Here is a 17329-nt window from a genome sequence, read left to right on the forward strand (position 1 = left end):
CGACCGTATCGCGAGTCAACCGGACGGCCGGTGTGAGGGCTGTGAGCTTCACGAATGCCGTAGTCGATCTTCGGGCGTGTCGATGTCCGCGCTCTCCCCCGCGATCTCCGGCAGCACCGCGAAGTCGAGCGCGCGGAACACCTGGCGCAGCGGGACTCCGGCGGTTTCGGCGGGCAGCACGGCACGCAGCCGCGCGGTCCGCCACACGCCGAGAAGCCATTGCCGGTGGCCTTCGGCGTCGACGAGCAGGGCACCGTCGCCGGTACCCACCGCGACTCGCAGTCTGTCCACTGTGGACTGCCGGACCGCGGCGAGGTCCCCGGCCAGCACGGCCACCAGTCCGGGCTCCCCCACTACGGCCAGCCCGGCCACCAGCCCCGCTGTGGGGCCGCCGCGGGGCGGGTCCTCCCGCGTCCACCGGACGCCGGTCACCCCGGCCCGCTCCGGCCCGACGACGACCACCGGGTCAGCACCGGCGAGTGCGTCGATCGCGTGGCGCAGCAAGGGTTTCCCGCCGATCTCGAGCATCGGCTTGTCCACACCGGACAGCCGGCGCGCGGCACCACCGGCGAGCACGATGCCGGCGAAGTCCATCGCCCCAGGCTAACCGACCAGGCGAGTCGCATACGGCACGATGCCGCCGTAGCGCACCGGGGTCACCCGCACGACCATGCCCGACTCCGGCGCCTCGATCATCATCCCGTTGCCCAGGTACAGCGCCACGTGGTGGATGTCGTTGCCCCAGAACAGCAGGTCGCCGCGGCGCATCTGGGACAGCGGCACGTGCCGGCCGGCGTTGTACTGGTAACCGCTGTAGTGCGGCAGCGAGACCATGCCGCCGTAGGCGTAGATCATCAGCCCCGAGCAGTCGAACCCGATCTTGCGGTAGTCGCCGTAGGCGTCGGCGACGCCGCCGTCCCGGATCCCGCGCGTCGGGCCGCTGGCGTTGCCGCCGCCCCACGCGTACGGCATGCCCAGCTGCGACATGGCACGCGCGATGGCCCGTTCGACGGCCGAGCCGGTCGACCCGGTCGCCGGCGCGACGCCGCCACCACCGCCCCCACCACTCGAGCCGCTGCCCTTGCTCGCGGCGAGCGCCGCCTGCCGGGCCCGCTCCTCGTCCTCACGCTGCTTCTGCGCGAGCCAGTCCTGGTAGCGCTGACGCTGCCCCTGCAGGCCCGAAACACGCTGCTGCGCGTCGTAGAGCTGCTGCTCGACCGCGTTCTTGCTCGACTCCAGCGCCGCGGCCTGCGCGGCCTGGCCCTGCTGGGCCGCGACCGCGGCGGCCTGCGCGGTGTCGGCGGTGCGTTTGGCGGCCTGCGCCGCGGCCCGCTTCTGCTGGGCGAGTTCGAGCGCGGCTCGCGCGGCGGCGTCCTTGTTGGACTTGTCCGTCTGCGCCTGCTCCATCAGTTCGAGCCCGTTGAGCTGGCTGCCGCTGACCGAGGACAGCAGCTGCGCCCGGGCGAGCAGGTCCTGCGGGCTGGTCGAGCCGAGGTAGGCCGAGATCGAGCCCATCGTGCTGCCCTGCTGGTAGCTGCCCGCGACGAACCCGTCGAGCTGCTTGCGCGCGGCTTCGATCTGCTGGGCCGCGGCGTCCGACTCGCGGCGCGCCGCGTCGGCGTCGGCCTGCGCCTTGTCGGCGGCGTCCTCGGCGGCCTGCTGGTCCACCAGTGCCTTGTTGGCCTGCTCCATCTTCAGCTCGACCTGGTCCTGCAGGTCGGTGAGCCGGGACTCGGCCTCGGCGAGCTGGTTGGTGAGCTGGCCGACCTCGCCGGCCTTCGCGTTGGCCTGGGCCTGGCTGGAGCTGATCTCGTTGTCGCTCGGGTTGGGCGGCGGTGGCGGCACCGCGGCCGCCGTGCCGGTGATCCCCAAGGTGGCGGCCAGCGCCAGCGCACCGGCGGCCGCCCAGTGGGACAGGCGCTCACGCCCCGTCTTCAGCACGCACGCCACCTCCAGCTCGACACACAACTCCCCACACTTCCGCCACAGGAGTATCGCAAGCCCCACCAGGAACTTCACTCTCTCGTGAAACAAATCCCCGAATGGGGGACCCTTTTCACTGGATCCGGCGTCTCACCCCCGGTGGTCGCGAAGAAATGGGGGCAGCAGATGACCGGCGTCCGACTGGTACCACGGTGGATCGCGGCGTCAGGGCTGGTCATCGCGGTGCTCGGCACGTTCCTGCCGTGGTTCCATTCCGGCAGCGTCGAGCGGCACAGTTATCAGATCGCGGATTCCGCGGGCAGGCTGTCGCTTTTCGACAACACGTTCGCCCATGCCGCATTGCAGATCTGGGTCGCCGTCCCGCTCACCGCCGCGGTGTGCCTGGGCCTGCTCGCGCTCGGTTTCGCACGCACGGCCGCGACGGTCACCACGCTGCTCGGGCTCGCGGTGGGCACGGTCGCCGCGCTCGCCGTCGTGCAGGGCGGCGGCGGGCCGATCGGGATCACCGCCACCGGACCCCTCACCACCCTGGCCGGAGCGATCGTCGCGCTGGCCGGTGCGCTCGGCACTTTCGTCGCAAGAACAGGGAGGAACCCATGAGCACACCCGGCTGGCAGCAGCCTTACCAACCGCCGCAGCAGCCCTGGTACGGCTACCCGCCCGGTTACCCGCCGCCGCCACCGCCGCGTAGACGCCGCCGCGGGCTGATCATCGGCCTGGTGATCGCCCTGGTCGCGGCGGTCGGCGGCGGCACCACGTGGTACCTGCTGGCGAAGCGGGCCACCGGCGCGGCGACACCCACCGCTGCCGCGCTGAACCTGGCCAGTTCGATCAGCAACGGCGACCTCGTCGGCGTGCTCGACAGTCTCGCGCCCGCCGAGGCCGCGCTGTTCACCGATCCGGTGCAGGACACGACGAAGGAACTGAAGCGGCTACGGGTGCTCGACGAGAACGCCGACCCGAACGCGCTGAACGGCGTCCAGATCAAGAGCGAGCACCTGACGTTCGACGAGGCCGGTGCCGAGCAGGTCAACGACCATCTCACGATCACCAAGCTCACCGGCGGCACGCTCACCGTCACCAGCGACTTCAGCCGGCTGCCGGTGGGCAAGAAGTTCCTCGACGAGGCGCTGCCCGGCAGCGCGAGGCCGCAAGGGCCGCAGACCGAGATGATCGACATCGCGAAGGAGGTCCGCAAGACCGGCGAGCCGGTCCGGATCGCGACCGTGCGGGTCGACGGCGAGTGGTACCCGAGCCTGCTGTACACGATCGCCGACTACGCGCTGAAGGACGCGCACGAGCCGTGGCCGTCGACGTCGATACCGGCGGCGGGCGCTTCCTCAGCCAAGGAAGCCGTGCAGCAGATGGTGCAGGCGGCGTTGGACGCCGACCTCCGCCGGGTGATCGAACTGCTGCCGCCGGACGAGATGGCCGTGCTGCACGACGTGGGACCGGCGATTCTCCAAGCGGCACAAGGAGAAACGGAACCGAGCGGGGCACGGGTCACCGATTTCCAGGCCCAGACGTCGGCGGTCACCGGTGGTACCCGGGTCACGCTCACCGCCGTGCGGGTCGAGGACGGCGACGGGCGCGTGTTCGCCGCGCAGAAGATGGGCGACTGCTACGAGGTCACCGACGAGGACAGTTCGCAGCGGATGTGCGCCGACGATCTCATCGACCGGATCGGGGACGACGCGGGGTCGGTGCCCTCGGACGTGCGCGAGGTGCTGCGGCATCTGGCCACCGGGATCCTGCACCAGGGCGTCGGCGTGGTCACCACCGAAACGGGCGGCAAGTATTACGTCAGCCCGATCCGGACGCTCACCGAACAGGGCATGACGGTGCTGCGGAGCCTGCAGCCGGGCGACATCGACACACTCCTGAAGTTCGCCAGGTAGTCACGCGCGTCACGCTTGCCACCAAAAAAGGACAAGCGTACTGTTTGTCGCGTAGGGAGCCTGCGCCGTCCCCCGCGTCTGCGGACGCCGTACGGGTGCGCCAGACTCGCCTTTGAGACCCGACTGACGACCGGGACGCCGCCCAAGGCACCACACCGCGCGGCGGCGTCCGAGCCCTGGAGACAGACGTGACCGCACCTGCCAGCAAGGACAGCTTCGGCGCCCGCGACACCCTGAAGGTCGGTGACGCCTCGTACGAGGTGTTCCGCCTGAACAAGGTCGAGGGTGCGCAGCGACTGCCCTACAGCCTCAAGATCCTGCTCGAGAACCTGCTGCGCACCGAGGACGGCGCGAACATCACCGCCGGGCACATCCGCGCGCTGGCCGGGTGGGACGCCACCGCCGAACCCTCGATCGAGATCCAGTTCACCCCCGCCCGCGTCGTGATGCAGGACTTCACCGGCGTGCCGTGCGTGGTGGACCTCGCCACGATGCGCGAGGCCGTCACCGACCTCGGCGGCGACCCGGACAAGGTCAACCCGCTCGCCCCGGCCGAGCTGGTCATCGACCACTCGGTGATCATCGACGTGTTCGGCCGCGCGGACGCGTTCGAGCGCAACGTCGAGATCGAGTACGAGCGCAACCGCGAGCGCTACCAGTTCCTGCGCTGGGGCCAGAGCGCGTTCGAGGAGTTCAAGGTCGTCCCGCCGGGCACCGGCATCGTGCACCAGGTCAACATCGAGTACCTGGCGCGCACGGTGATGTCACGGGGCGGCCAGGCGTACCCGGACACCGTCGTCGGCACCGACTCGCACACCACGATGGTCAACGGCCTGGGCGTGCTGGGCTGGGGCGTCGGCGGGATCGAGGCCGAGGCCGCGATGCTCGGCCAGCCGGTGTCGATGCTCATCCCCCGCGTCGTCGGCTTCAAGCTGACCGGCGAGATCCCGGCCGGCGTGACCGCCACCGACGTGGTGCTGACGATCACCGAGATGCTGCGCAAGCACGGCGTGGTCGGCAAGTTCGTCGAGTTCTACGGCGAGAGCGTCGGCGCGGTGCCGCTGGCCAACCGCGCCACCATCGGCAACATGAGCCCGGAGTTCGGCTCCACCGCGGCGATCTTCCCGATCGACGAGGAGACCCTGCGCTACCTGAAGCTGACCGGCCGGTCGGCCGAGCAGCTCGCGCTCGTCGAGACCTACGCCAAGGAGCAGGGCCTCTGGCACGACCCGGCGCACGAGGCCACCTATTCGGAGTACCTCGAGCTGGATCTGTCCACTGTGGTCCCCTCGATCGCCGGCCCGAAGCGCCCGCAGGACCGCATCGAGCTGACCGACGCGAAGTCCTCGTTCCGCAAGTCGGTGCACGACTACGTGGAGGAGCAGTACCCGGTCCCGCACAGCAAGATCGACGAGAAGGTCGAGGAGTCCTTCCCGGCCAGCGACTCGCCGACACTGTCCTTTGCGGACGAAGACGCGGTCGCGCTGCCCTCGGCCGCGAACGGTGCCTCGGGCCGCCCGTCCAAGCCGGTCACCGTGCAGTCCGCCGAGCGCGGCGAGTTCGTGCTCGACCACGGCGCCGTGGTGATCGCGTCGATCACCTCGTGCACCAACACCTCCAACCCGTCGGTGATGCTGGGCGCGGCGCTGCTCGCCCGCAACGCCGTGGACAAGGGCCTGTCGGTCAAGCCGTGGGTGAAGACCTCGATGGCGCCGGGCTCGCAGGTCGTCACCGACTACTACGAGAAGGCCGGGCTCTGGCCGTACCTGGAGAAGCTGGGCTACCACCTGGTCGGCTACGGCTGCACCACGTGCATCGGCAACTCGGGCCCGCTGCCCGAGGAGATCTCCGCCGCCGTGCAGGAAAACGACCTCACCGTCGTGTCGGTGCTGTCGGGCAACCGGAACTTCGAGGGCCGGATCAACCCCGACGTCAAGATGAACTACCTGGCCTCGCCGCCGCTGGTGATCGCCTACGCGCTGGCCGGCACGATGGACTTCGACTTCGAGGAGCAGCCGCTCGGGCAGGACCCGGCCGGTAACGACGTCTTCCTGCGCGACATCTGGCCCTCGCCGCAGGAGATCCAGCAGACCATCGACTCGGCGATCACGCAGGAGATGTTCACGAAGGACTACGCGGACGTCTTCGACGGCGGCGAGCGCTGGAAGTCGCTGCCGACGCCGGAGGGCAAGACCTTCGCGTGGGCGGCGGACTCCACCTACGTGCGCAAGCCCCCGTACTTCGAGGGCATGGAGGCCGAGCCGGCCCCGGTCGAGGACATCGCGGACGCGCGGGTGCTGGCGAAGCTGGGCGACTCGGTGACCACCGACCACATCTCGCCCGCCGGTGCGATCAAGGCCGACACCCCGGCCGGGAAGTACCTGTCCGAGCACGGCGTGGACCGCAAGGACTTCAACTCCTACGGTTCCCGGCGCGGCAACCACGAGGTGATGATCCGCGGCACGTTCGCGAACATCCGGCTGCGCAACCAGCTGCTGGACGACGTGCAGGGCGGCTACACCCGTGACTTCACCGTCGACGGCGCCCCGCAGGCGTTCATCTACGACGCGGCGCAGAACTACGCCGACGCCGGGATCCCGCTGGTCGTGCTGGGCGGCAAGGAATACGGCTCGGGCTCGTCGCGGGACTGGGCAGCCAAGGGCACCCGGTTGCTGGGCGTGCGCGCGGTGATCGCCGAGTCGTTCGAGCGGATCCACCGGTCGAACCTGATCGGCATGGGTGTCATCCCGCTGCAGTTCCCCGAGGGCGAGTCGGCGTCGTCGCTGGGCCTGGACGGCACGGAGACGTTCGACATCGCGGGCATCACCAAGCTGAACAGCGGTGAGACCCCGCGGACGGTGCACGTCACCGCCACCAAGGACGGCGGCGAGCAGGTCGAGTTCGACGCGGTCGTGCGCATCGACACCCCCGGTGAGGCGGACTACTACCGCAACGGCGGCATCCTGCAGTACGTGCTGCGCAAGATGACGCGCGCCTGATCCGGTAACACGAAGAAGCGCCGCGGGCCCGGCCCGCGGCGCGTATTCGTGTTTAGCGCCTTCGGGCGCCGCGACAGGGTCGGGAAGGGGAAGGAGCGGCGATGCCGAACCTGACGGCCACGGTGCGGTCGCACCACCGGGTCTTCACCGACGGGTTCTTCGGTGACCAGGGGCTCGACTTCCAGACCCGGGGCGTGCTGGGCAAGACGGCGCACGGCGCCGCAGACGCCGGGGAGGTGCTGGCCACGGTGGCGCGGGTGCGCGGCCACCGCGGCTGGTTCACCGAATGGTTCGCCACCGCGGAACGCGTCGAGGCGATCGCCGTCCAGGCACGGGACCAGGGCCACCGGGTGAGCGCCGCCGAGGCATTCCTGCGCGCGGCCACGTACTGGGCGTGCGCGCTCGACGCCGCCCGGGAATCCGCGCTGCGGACCACCTTCCGGCGCCATCGCGCGTGCTGGGACGCCTTCATCGCGGAGTCGGCGGGGGCGCACCTACAGGTCGAGGTGCCGTACGAGGGCGGCACGCTGCCCGGGTACCTGCTGCGCCCGGACGCCTCGGGCCAGGCCCGGCCGACGCTGGTCGTGACCAACGGCAGCGACGGTGCGATCAGTGATCTGTGGTCAGGCGGCGGGGTCGCGGCGGCGCTGAAGCGCGGCTGGAACGCCTTCGTCTACGACGGTCCCGGGCAGCAGTCCCTGCTGTTCGAACGGGGCGTGCCGTTCCGTCCCGACTGGGAGGCGGTGCTCGGCCCGGTGCTGGACGTCGTCCTGGCGAGGCCGGATGTCGACCCGGACCGGACCGCGGGCTGCGGCGTCAGCCAGGGCGGGTACTGGTTACCGCGGGCGCTGGCCTTCGAGCACCGGCTGCGCGCCGCCGTCGTCGACCCCGGCGTCGTGGACGTTTCGGCGTCATGGCTGAAGAACCTGCCGGCGAGCATGGTGCGGCAACTCGACGACGGCGACCGCGCCGGGTTCCTCAAGGGCATGGGGGTAGCCGAACGGCTGCCGGCGCTGCGGCGGACGCTGGAGTTCCGCGGCCGCCCCTACGCGCGGGCGGACTGGTTCGACCTGTTCCGGACGGTGCGCGAGTACAAGCTCGATCCCGCCGACGCCGCGCGGATCACCACTCCCCTGCTGATCACCGACCCCGAGGGCGAACAGTTCTGGCCCGGGCAGTCCCGGCGGCTCGCCGGCCTGGTGCCGGGCGCCGAGCTGGTCGCGTTCACCGACGCCGAGGGCGCGTCCTGGCACTGCGAACCGCTGGCCCGGCTGCTGGCCGACCAGCGGATGTTCGACTGGCTCGAAGAGCGGACCGCATAACGAAAAGGTGGCCCCGCGCAAGCCGCGCGAGGCCACCTTTTCAGCGGTGTGTCAGTGCCCGTGCCCGTGACCGTCGTTGACGACGGCGCCGGTCTTCGGGTCCAGCTGGACCGCGGGCGCGGGACGCCCGTGGAAGTCCAGCATGTTCCACAGCGCGCCCGCCCGCTCGTCGAACGACGAGCCGCCGATGCGCCCGGTGAACCAGTTGTCCTCGATCAGCTTCAGCGCCGAGGTCTGGTCGGTGGTGGTGTGGTCGACGAAGTTCGTCCGCGCGAACGGCGAGACCACCAGCAGCGGCAGCCGCGGGCCGTAGCCGCAGCGGTCCTGTGCGTCGCCCAGCTTCGTCTTGTCGCTGGTGCACATGGCCGTGTCCTGCGCCGAATCGTGCGAACCGTTGACGATCTTCGAGGCCGAGTGGTCGTACCAGCCGTCGGAGTCGTCGTAGGCCAGCACGATCGCGGTGGAGTCCCAGTCCTTGGAGTGCTGGATCTTGTTGATCTCGCTCACCACGAACTGCTGCTCGTCCAGCGGGTCCGAGTAGCCCGCGTGCCCGTCCTGGTACTCCGGCGCCTTGAGGAAGCTCACCGCAGGCATGCTGCCCGCGTTCAGCGCGGCGTCGAAGTCGGTGATGTCGTACTGGTGGTTGGCCTGGTCGGTCTGCCCGATCGCGGCCACCGAGCTCGGCGGCAGGTGCTTCTCGTTCGCCGTCGACTTGTAGTACTGGAACGGCTCGTGGTGCGGGCTGTAGTCCACCGCCGGGATGCCGCCGATGTTGTTGTGCGTCTGCCCGCAGACCGCGTAGCCGTTCGCGGTGCCGGTCGGGCGGAAACCGCCCTGGAACCAGCCCCACGTGACATGCTGCTTGTTCAGCAGATCACCGACGTTCTGGCCCTGCATCTGACCGAGGTTGTCGGTCGCGGTGTGGTTCTTGTCCGAGCAGTCGTCGAAGGCCGGGTCCGGGTCGTTGATGACCGTGCCGACGCCGTTCTTGTCCGGCGACTGGACCACGTACGAGTCGCTCGTGGGCTGGTGGGTCACCGAGTTCACGGCCTGGATGCCGTGCGTCTGCCCGGAGATCAGGTTGATCGCGCCGGGGGTGGACGGGCCGAACACGGTGTTGTACGAGCTGTCGTTCAGCGCGTAGTTCTGGGCGTAGTTCCACATGCCGGTGACGGTGTTGCCGTCGTAGTAGTCCATCACCAGGCCCGGCTCGCCGAACAGGATCGGCTGCCCGGTGCACTTGTCCGTCTCGGTGTTCTCGACGAACTTGTCCATCTTGCCGCCGTCGAACGCCTTCTGCTCAGCACCGTAGTTGTGGTTCTGGTCGCAGGTCAGCGCCTGGCTCGGGGTCAGCCGCTTCGGGTCGTAGGCGTTCGGGTTGTCCTTGAGCAGCTTCGGGTTCAGCCCGTCGACGTGCGGGGTGCCCTTCGCGGCCTGGAACGGCGTGCCGTCGGTGTTGGCCGCGTTCGGGTAGGTGCCGAAGTAGTGGTCGAAGGAGATGTTCTCACCGAAGATCACCACGACGTGCTTGATGGGCGTGGCCGTGTGCATCCATTCCGCGTGCTGCGGCTGGAGCGGTTGCGCGCTCGCGCCGCCGACGGACGTGGTGACCGCGATGGCCACCCCGGCCGCGACGGCAAGCGCGCCGCCGCCGAGCAGCACCCGCTTACGGCGCCATCCGCCGAAAGCTCTGTCCACAGTGTCCTCCTGCTGGTGGTGGGAGTGGATTTCCCTTCGGTCAGGCGAGAAGCGCCCGGCCGAAGTGGTCGTCGGGCCCGGTCACCCCGGGCAGTGCGAAGAAGTACCCGCCGCCGAACGGCGAGATGTAGTCCACGAGCGGCTCGTCGATCAGCCGCGTCTGGGTGGCTTCGAACTGGCGCTCGATGTCCTGCTGGTAGCACATGAAGACCAGCCCCATGTCGAGGTTCCCGTTGCTGTCCACGCCGCGGTCGTAGTTGCAGGCGCGGCGCATGATCCGGTTGGAGTCCGTCTCGCCGGTGCGCGGGTTCGCCAGCCGGATGTGGCTGGTGAGCGGGATGACGGTGCCGGTCGGGTCCTGCGCGTACTGCGGCACGTCCTGCTCGTGCGCGCCGTCGAGCGGCGCCCCGCTGTCGCGGCGGCGGCCGAACATGTTCTCCTGCTCCGACAGCGAAACCCGGTCCCAGAACTCGACGAGCATCCGGATCAGCCGGATCACCTGGTAGCTGCCGCCGGCCGTCCACGCGGGTTCCGGTGCCCCGCCCGCAACCCAGACGAGGCGGTCCAGTTCGTCACTCGCCGGGTTGGCGATGCCGTCCTTGAACCCCATCAGGTTGCGCGGGGTGCCTTCGGGCCGCGGCGGGGAGGCGAACCCGTTGATGCGCCAGCGCGGCTGCATGCCGCCGCGGGTGGCGCGGGCGATGTCGCGCATCGCGTGCACGACGGTGTCGACGTTGTTCGCCGCCACGGTCAGGCTCAGGTCGCCGTGGCACTGGGCGGGATCGAGCGCGTCGTTGGGGAACATCTTCATCGGGGTGAGCTTCGCGGGCTTGCGGTCGGCCAGGCCGTAGCGGTCGTCGAACAGCGAAGCCCCGACCCCGAGGGTGACCGTGAGCGCGTCGGCCGGCACGTCCGGTCCGAGCACGCCCGAGTCGGCGGGCGGCGCGGTGATCCCGACCGCGGACGGCGCGCCGCCGGAGGTCAGGAACCGGGACCGGTCGGTGATGGTACGCAACAGATCCGCGAGCTCGGCGCGGTTGTCGGTGATCACGTCGAAGGAGGCCACAATGGACTGTGGCGCGGGCGCCCGCACGATGCCGGACTGGTGGGTGCCGTGGAACGGCAGGTCGCCGGTGTCCGCGGCGACGGCCGAGGTGGTGCCCGCCGCGGCGGCGGTGACACCGGCGCCGAGCACGGCGCCACGCAGGAAGGAGCGACGGCGAACGTTCACCCGACCCGCCTCGGTTCGGCGATGGCCGCGATCGGGGCCAGCCGCTCGACGAGCCCGCTGACCGTGCCGTCGATCTTCTCGCGCTGTTGCGGGGTCAGCTGTGCCACCGGGGTCCAGCTGCCGTCGGGCCGCTGCGCCGAGCGCAGCGCCTTGTCCGTGCGGTCGATCCAGCTGTCCACATCGGACAGTTGGATCCGGCTGGACAGCAACGGGCGCAACACGTTCAGCACGGCCTTGGTGCCGTCGAGGTTCGCGAGCGCGGTGGCGAGGTTGGTACCGCTGCCGTAGTCGGTGTGCCCGGTGAGTTCGAACTGCAGGGTGTTCTCCATGATCTCGTGGGCGCGCAGGCCCAGGTCGTTCGGGTCGATCTGCATGTCGTCGAAGCCGTCGCGCAGCCCGTGCACGTCGGTGTCGAGCTGGTCGGCGACCGCGCCCAGCGCGGCCATGTCTTCGTTGTGCCACAACCCGTTCTCCAGCCGGTGGAAGCCGGTGAAGTCCGCGGACGCGGTGCCGTCGGGCAGGCCGTCGGCGGTGCCGTTGATCGCGCCGTCGGAGTCGCCGAACGCGTCGTAGGCGGCGCCGAGCCGTTCGTAGGACAGGTGCGCCGTCAGCCACGCGTCCTCGCTGGCGCCCCGGTCACCGGAGTGCACGGCGTTCCGTAGCGCGTCGGTGTCCGCGGCGAGGGTCTCGATCCCGGTGCCCACATAGGTCTTGTAGTCGCGCAGCGGGTCGAGCAAATCGTTGCGGGACACCGGAACCACGGCGGGGCCGGAGCGGTCGGTGCCGCCGGTGATCGTGGCGCTGGGGCCGGTGATCGGGTCGGTCTCCTCGGGCGTGCAGCGGAAGGCGTAGGTGCCGTTGCCGAGCGTGACCTGCATCGTGCGGGTCGTGCCGGGGCCGATGCCCTCGATCTCACCGAAGATGGTGCCGGTCCGCGGGTCGACCAGGTCGGCCTCCGCGGTGACCGAGCCGGTGTTGTGCACCTGGAAGGTCTGCGGCCCCGGCTTCGGGTCCGTCCAGCCCTCCCCGCAGGAGGAGCGGCCCACCGTGATCACGGGATCGCCGCCGGCCGCTGCCGAAGTGGTGCGCCAGACCGCGATCCCAGTGCCCGCGCCCACTACCACCACGGCGATCACCACGCCCCACACCCAGCGCGACACCGTGCTCCTCGATAGCTCGAATGGATTAAGACAGCGAGCGGAGCGTAAGCGGCGTAAGTGAACTTCGGGCAGCGTCGGTGGGACCACAGGAGAGTTTCAGCGAGTGTTCACATGGAGTTACTCGCATCTGGGTCGAAAACGGATATACAGGGCGATTGGCGATCAGCGGCGGGTCAGCACGAACAGCGGCAGCTCGCGGCCCGCTTCGGCGCGCTCCATCGCGTACCCGGGCCAGAAGTCCAGGACCTCTCGCCACAGCTCCTCGTGCCGCTCCCCGGTCACCTCGGTGGCCAGCACCGGCACCGCGCGGCGGCGCACCTCGACCGTCGCTTTCGGCTGGGCGCGCAGGTTGTGCGCCCAGCCCGGGTCCCGGGTGCGACCCCAGTTCGAGCCGATCAGCACGAACTCGTCGCCGCGCGGGAAATACAGCAGGTTCACCGTGCGCGGCAGCCCGCTCTTGCGGCCGACGGTGGTCAGCCGCATCGAGGGCAGCCCGGCGATCCCGAGCAGGGACACCCGCCCGCCCGTGACGTGGTGCAGCCGCCGGTCGATCCACGGCACCGCCTTCGCGGCGCGCATGAACCAGCGGCGGGAGCCCAGCCAGCGGGCGGCACGGGAGAGGGGATGCACCGTGCTATTCGATCATTCCTCCTGAACCGCCTTGGCGAGGGACACCCCGAACCGCTGCTGCCCGTCGGTCCACCACCGCTCGAGCGCGAACCCGCTCTCGGTGAGCTCCGCCGCGACCCCGGCGGCCCGGAACTTGGCGGAGATCTCCGTGCGGATGTACTCGCCCTCCTCGAAGCGCACGTCCATGCCCGCGCCCGGGATGCGCACGACCATGTCCCGCCGCGCCCGCAGCCGCATCTCGATCCACTCGTTCTCGGCGTCCCAGTAGGACTCGTGGCCGAACCCGCCCAGGTCGAAGTCGGCGCCCAGCAGCTCGTTGACCACACTGAGCATGTTCAGGTCGAACTGCGCGGTCACGCCCGCCGCGTCGTCGTAGGCGCGCACCAGGGTGTCCGGATCCTTCACCAGATCCGTCCCCAGCAGCAACCACTCCCCCGGCGTGAGCACGTCCCGCACCGAGCGCAGGAACTTGACCCGGTCGGCGGGCAGGAAGTTGCCGATCGTGCCGCCGAGGAACGCCACCAGCCGCGGCGGCTCGCCGGGCAGCAGGCCCAGATGCTCGGTGAAGTCGCCGACGACCCCGCGCACCGAGAGCCCCGGATAGTCGGCCCGGATCGCGGCGACCGCCTCCTCCAGCGCCGACGCCGACACGTCGAGCGGCACGAACGTCTTCAGCGTGCCGTGCTCCCGCAGCCCGTCGAGCAGCAGCCGGGTCTTCTCGCTCGACCCCGAGCCCAGTTCGACCAGCGTGTGCGCCCCCGTCACGCGGGCGATCTCGCCGGCTTCCCTGGTCAGGATCTCGCGCTCGGCGCGGGTCGGGTAGTACTCGGGCAGCCTGGTGATCTCCTCGAACAGCTCGCTGCCACGGGCGTCGTAGAACCACTTGGCGGGCAACCACTTCTGCGCCGCCGAGAATCCATATCGGACATCCGCGCGCAGCGCCGCGGCCTGGTCGTCGAGGTGCACGTCGGGCTCGGTCATGACAGGGAACTCCGATCAGCGTCAAGGGGAACGACTTCGGCCGAGCCGTTTCGGGCGACGACGGCGTGCCGGTCGGGCACCGGGACCCAGCCCGGTGCCGTGTCGGTGGGTTCGGACGCGACCACCACGGCCCCGCCGCTTTCGCGGACCGACAGGGCGTGCGTCCACGCGGTGGCCACCAGGGTCTCGCCGTCGGTCAGCAGGAAGTTGAGCCGCGAACCCGGGGCGGCCGCTTCGGTCTTCGTGACCAGCTCGGCCGTCGCGCGCAGCGGGTCCTCCCCGGCGCGCAGCCGTTCGGACAGCAGCGCCCACAGCACGGCGGAGTCCGTGGGCGCTTCCAGCGTCAGCAGGTCGGTGACCGGCAGCTTCCCGGCGAGCGCGGCGAGCGAGCCGGGCCAGCCGGTCACCATCCCGTTGTGGCTGAACACCCACCGCCCGGCCACGAACGGCGCGACGGCGGCCTCGGTCGCCGGCATGCCGGGGGTGCCGTTGCGCACCGCCGCGACAAAGGCGGTGGCTCGCACCGACCCGGCGAGCACCGGCGCGTCGTGGTCCGTCCAAATAGGACTGACGCGCCGGTACCGCACCGGGGATCCGCCCGCGTACCAGGCGATCCCGAAGCCGTCGGCGTTCACCGTGCCCCCGCCGCGCATGTCCGCAGGGGCATATGACTGGTGCAGCAGCGAATGCGGCGCGCCGAACACCTGCCCGGCCGGGGACGCCGGCGGCCCCAGGTACGCGAGGTGCCTACACACCGGCGGCGTCCCGGGCGCAGCGGAACCCGGCGAAGATCTGCCGCCGGATCGGGTAGTCCCAGTTGCGGAACGTGCCGCGGATCGCCGCCGCGTCGGTGCCGAACGAGCCGCCGCGCAGCACCTTGTACTCGGGGCCGAAGAACACCTCGGAGTACTCGCGGTACGGGAACGCGACGAAACCCGGGTAGCCGTGGAAGTCCGTGCTCGTCCACTCCCACACGTCCCCGATGAGCTGGTGCACGCCCAGCGGCGACGCGCCCGCCGGGTACGCGCCCGCCGGGGCCGGGCTCAGGTGCGCCTGCCCGAGGTTCGCGTGCTCGGGCGTCGGCTCGTCGTTGCCCCACGGGTAGCGCCGCGACTGCCCGGTGGCCGGGTCGAACCGGGCGGCCTTCTCCCATTCGCGCTCGGTGGGCAGCCGCTTGCCCGCCCATTTCGCGTACGCCTCGGCCTCGTAGAACGACACGTGCACCACCGGCTGCTCGACCGGCACGCGCTCGTCGACGCCGAACCGGGTGCGCCACCATTCGCCGGCCTCGCGCCGCCAGAACCGGGGCGCGGTGATGTCGTTCGCCGTGCGGTACTCCCAGCCCTGCTCGCTCCACCACTGCTGCTGGTCGTAGCCACCGGCGTCGAGGAACTCGACGTACGCGCCGTTGGTCACCGGGGTGGTGTCGAGGTAGAACGCGTCGACCGCGACCTCGTGCGCCGGGCGCTCGTTGTCCAGCGCCCACGGCTCGACGCTGGTGCCCATCAGGAACGACCCGCCCGGCACGAGCACTTCGGCGGGCAACGCGCCGCCGCGCGCGCCCGGCGGCGCCGGGGCGTGCAGCGCCGGCTCGCCCTTGCGCAGCTGATGGGTGGCCAGCATGGTCTCGTCGTGCTGCTGCTCGTGCTGGGTGATCATGCCGAACGCGAACGCCGCCTCGGTGAGCCGGCGGCCTTCCAGCGGCGCCTTTTCCAGTACCTCGAACGCCTTCGCCCGCACCTCGCCCACGTAGCGGCGGGCTTCGGCGGGACCGAGCAGCGGCAGCGACGGCCGGTCGGCGCGCGGATGCTGGAACGCGTCGTACAGGTCGTCGATATCGGGCCGCAGCGGCTCGCGGCCGCCGACGTCCCGCACCAGCCACAGCTCTTCCTGGCTGCCGATGTGCGCGAGGTCCCACACCAGCGGCGACATGAGCTTCGAGTGCTGGCGCACCAGATCCTCGTCGTCCACCGCGTCGGTGAGCGTGGTGCTGCGCTGCCGCGCCCTGGTCAGCGCCCGGGCCGCGTGCTCACGCAGCTGCTCGGGATTCTTTTCCCCGAAGACACTCGGGGCTTCGGTCAGGAACTCCGTCATGTCGATCATCCCCTCCCGGCGTGCACGAGCTTCTGCACACCTTCGCCGATCTCATCGATCGTGCTGTCCGGCAGGCCCGTGGCCGGCAGTGCCGCGCAGCCCAGGTCCACCACTTTCCTTGCCACCGCGGCAATGCACTCGTCCTCGAGGCCGTCGCGGGCGGCGTCCTCCCACCTGTCGAGCACGGGCTCGCACGCCGCCAGCACTTCGTCCACAATGGACGGACTGGACAGCAGCGCGCTCAGCAGCGCCACCGGATGCAGCCAGCGCGCCCCGGGCTGCGCGTCGAGGTAGCGCACCTCGAGGTAGCCGTGCGGCCGCACCGGCGTGAACATCGTGGTGAGGTGGTAGGCCAGATCCGCCTCGGTGGGCGGGTCGAGCAGGCCGGCGGCACCGCGGCCGGTCACCCAGTCCGCGAACGTCAGCCCCGCCGGCGCGTCCCACGGCCCGTCCGGGCGGCGCACCAGCATCAGCGGGGTGTCCATCATCCGGCTCGCCCAGCCGGTGGCCGGGTCGGCGAACGGCTGTGCCGCGTAGGTGCGGGCGTGCTCGGTGTCGCGCACCGCGAGCCACCGTGCCGACGCGAAGCCGGTGTCGGATCCCGCGTGGTAGCGGGAGTTGGCGAACGTGGCGAGCAGTGGCGGGCCGAGGGCGTGCACCGCCGCCCACCGGGTGGCCACCTCGTCGCGTTCCCCGCTGTCCACGCACACCTGTAGCCCCGCCGTGCTGCACATCATGGTGATCCCGCCAGTACCCATCGGGGCGAACCGGCGCTCCATGGTGGCGTAACGCTCCGTGGTCAGCAGCCGGGCCGGCCTGCGATGGGGATCGATGCCCGTTTCGCCGAGGGCGAACCCGGCGCGGGCGAGAAGGTCGGACAAATAGTCGAGATCGGCGGAAACGACGCGCTCGAGCTCACGCAGGGAATCCTGCGGCAGCGCGGAGATCTCCACCTGTCCCCCCGGTTCGAGGGTCAGCGGGGAACCGGCGGGTAAAGGTTCTGCGGGACTTTCGGGAACGAGCGTGCGCGGGGCGTGCGGCCCGAGCGCGCGGGCAAGGTCTTCGGCTTGCAGTGGTCTTCGGGGGTCATCGGCGTAGTGCACGGTGTACTCCAGCTCCACGCCCAGCAGGCGTGGTGGGCCGTGCTTGAAGCACACCGACGCTACATAGGCCTCACCGGCCGCGCGATCCGAGATGACCTTCGCGGCCACCCTGCTCGCGCCCCCGGTCTGCCCCGCAACGTGGCGAACCGCTGTCATGGCAATCCTGTTCCAGTCGGTGGGAGCACTCGCATTCGGACGCTACACGCGCGGTACGACAATTTCAGGCCGCGGCGAGGGGCCACAGTACGTACGTACGGATTGCGTAAGAA

At 70.6% G+C, this 17329-nt stretch carries 14 protein-coding genes; 4 read left to right on the forward strand and 10 right to left on the reverse strand.

Going from position 1 to position 17329, the window contains the following annotated elements; all coding sequences use genetic code 11:
* Positions 1–48: 48 nt before the first annotated feature.
* Both LOZ83_RS22400 and LOZ83_RS22405 read right to left on the reverse strand, forming a co-directional pair.
* Complete coding sequence (locus tag LOZ83_RS22400) at positions 49–594, reverse strand: molybdenum cofactor guanylyltransferase (RefSeq protein WP_236793116.1); 546 nt, start codon at positions 592–594, stop codon at positions 49–51.
* A gap of 9 nt (positions 595–603) precedes the next feature.
* The gene (locus tag LOZ83_RS22405) at positions 604–1941 is read right to left on the reverse strand and encodes an NlpC/P60 family protein (RefSeq protein WP_374202688.1); all 1338 of its coding nucleotides are present in this window, start codon (positions 1939–1941) and stop codon (positions 604–606) included.
* Between the two features lie 168 nt (positions 1942–2109).
* Here LOZ83_RS22405 and LOZ83_RS22410 point away from each other — a divergent pair, with 168 nt between their 5' ends.
* The 4 genes from LOZ83_RS22410 (at position 2110) to LOZ83_RS22425 (ending at position 8163) form a co-directional block, all read left to right on the forward strand.
* Positions 2110–2544, forward strand: coding sequence for a hypothetical protein (locus LOZ83_RS22410; protein WP_236793117.1), 435 nt, complete (start codon positions 2110–2112; stop codon positions 2542–2544).
* On the forward strand, positions 2541–3842 hold the full coding sequence (locus LOZ83_RS22415) for a flagellar basal body protein FliL (protein WP_236793119.1): 1302 nt from the start codon (positions 2541–2543) through the stop codon (positions 3840–3842). The genes LOZ83_RS22410 and LOZ83_RS22415 overlap by 4 nt, the downstream gene beginning before the upstream one ends.
* A gap of 188 nt (positions 3843–4030) precedes the next feature.
* Positions 4031–6841, forward strand: coding sequence for an aconitate hydratase (locus LOZ83_RS22420; RefSeq protein ID WP_236793121.1), 2811 nt, complete (start codon positions 4031–4033; stop codon positions 6839–6841).
* Between the two features lie 101 nt (positions 6842–6942).
* Positions 6943–8163: a S9 family peptidase gene (locus tag LOZ83_RS22425; protein WP_236793123.1), complete on the forward strand. Its 1221-nt coding sequence runs from the start codon at positions 6943–6945 to the stop codon at positions 8161–8163.
* 51 nt (positions 8164–8214) lie between these two features.
* Here LOZ83_RS22425 and LOZ83_RS22430 read toward each other — a convergent pair whose 3' ends face one another.
* The 8 genes from LOZ83_RS22430 to LOZ83_RS22465 all read right to left on the reverse strand — a co-directional run bounded on the left by LOZ83_RS22430 (position 8215) and on the right by LOZ83_RS22465 (position 17216).
* Positions 8215–9861 carry a phospholipase C gene (locus LOZ83_RS22430; RefSeq protein ID WP_236793125.1) on the reverse strand — a complete coding sequence of 549 codons (1647 nt, stop codon included), beginning with the start codon at positions 9859–9861 and terminating at the stop codon, positions 8215–8217.
* A gap of 40 nt (positions 9862–9901) precedes the next feature.
* Positions 9902–11092, reverse strand: a complete 1191-nt coding sequence (locus LOZ83_RS22435) for a Dyp-type peroxidase (RefSeq protein ID WP_236793127.1) — start codon at positions 11090–11092, stop codon at positions 9902–9904.
* Positions 11089–12252: an EfeM/EfeO family lipoprotein gene (locus tag LOZ83_RS22440; RefSeq protein WP_236793129.1), complete on the reverse strand. Its 1164-nt coding sequence runs from the start codon at positions 12250–12252 to the stop codon at positions 11089–11091. Before LOZ83_RS22440 ends, LOZ83_RS22435 begins: the two co-directional genes overlap by 4 nt.
* A 162-nt stretch (positions 12253–12414) precedes the next feature.
* Positions 12415–12831: a nitroreductase family deazaflavin-dependent oxidoreductase gene (locus tag LOZ83_RS22445; protein ID WP_236793537.1), complete on the reverse strand. Its 417-nt coding sequence runs from the start codon at positions 12829–12831 to the stop codon at positions 12415–12417.
* Between the two features lie 63 nt (positions 12832–12894).
* The gene (gene egtD / locus LOZ83_RS22450; RefSeq protein WP_236793130.1) at positions 12895–13863 is read right to left on the reverse strand and encodes an L-histidine N(alpha)-methyltransferase; all 969 of its coding nucleotides are present in this window, start codon (positions 13861–13863) and stop codon (positions 12895–12897) included.
* Positions 13860–14618, reverse strand: coding sequence for an ergothioneine biosynthesis protein EgtC (egtC, locus tag LOZ83_RS22455; RefSeq protein ID WP_236793132.1), 759 nt, complete (start codon positions 14616–14618; stop codon positions 13860–13862). The genes egtD and egtC overlap by 4 nt, the downstream gene beginning before the upstream one ends.
* Entirely contained in the window at positions 14611–15957 is a 1347-nt protein-coding gene (gene egtB / locus LOZ83_RS22460; protein ID WP_236793134.1) for an ergothioneine biosynthesis protein EgtB, read from the reverse strand. The genes egtC and egtB overlap by 8 nt, the downstream gene beginning before the upstream one ends.
* Positions 15958–15962: 5 nt before the next feature.
* Positions 15963–17216 carry a glutamate-cysteine ligase family protein gene (locus LOZ83_RS22465; protein WP_236793136.1) on the reverse strand — a complete coding sequence of 418 codons (1254 nt, stop codon included), beginning with the start codon at positions 17214–17216 and terminating at the stop codon, positions 15963–15965.
* Positions 17217–17329 lie beyond the last annotated feature (113 nt).

It is taken from the genome of Amycolatopsis sp. GM8, from assembly GCF_021653975.1.
Taxonomy (GTDB): domain Bacteria; phylum Actinomycetota; class Actinomycetes; order Mycobacteriales; family Pseudonocardiaceae; genus Amycolatopsis_E.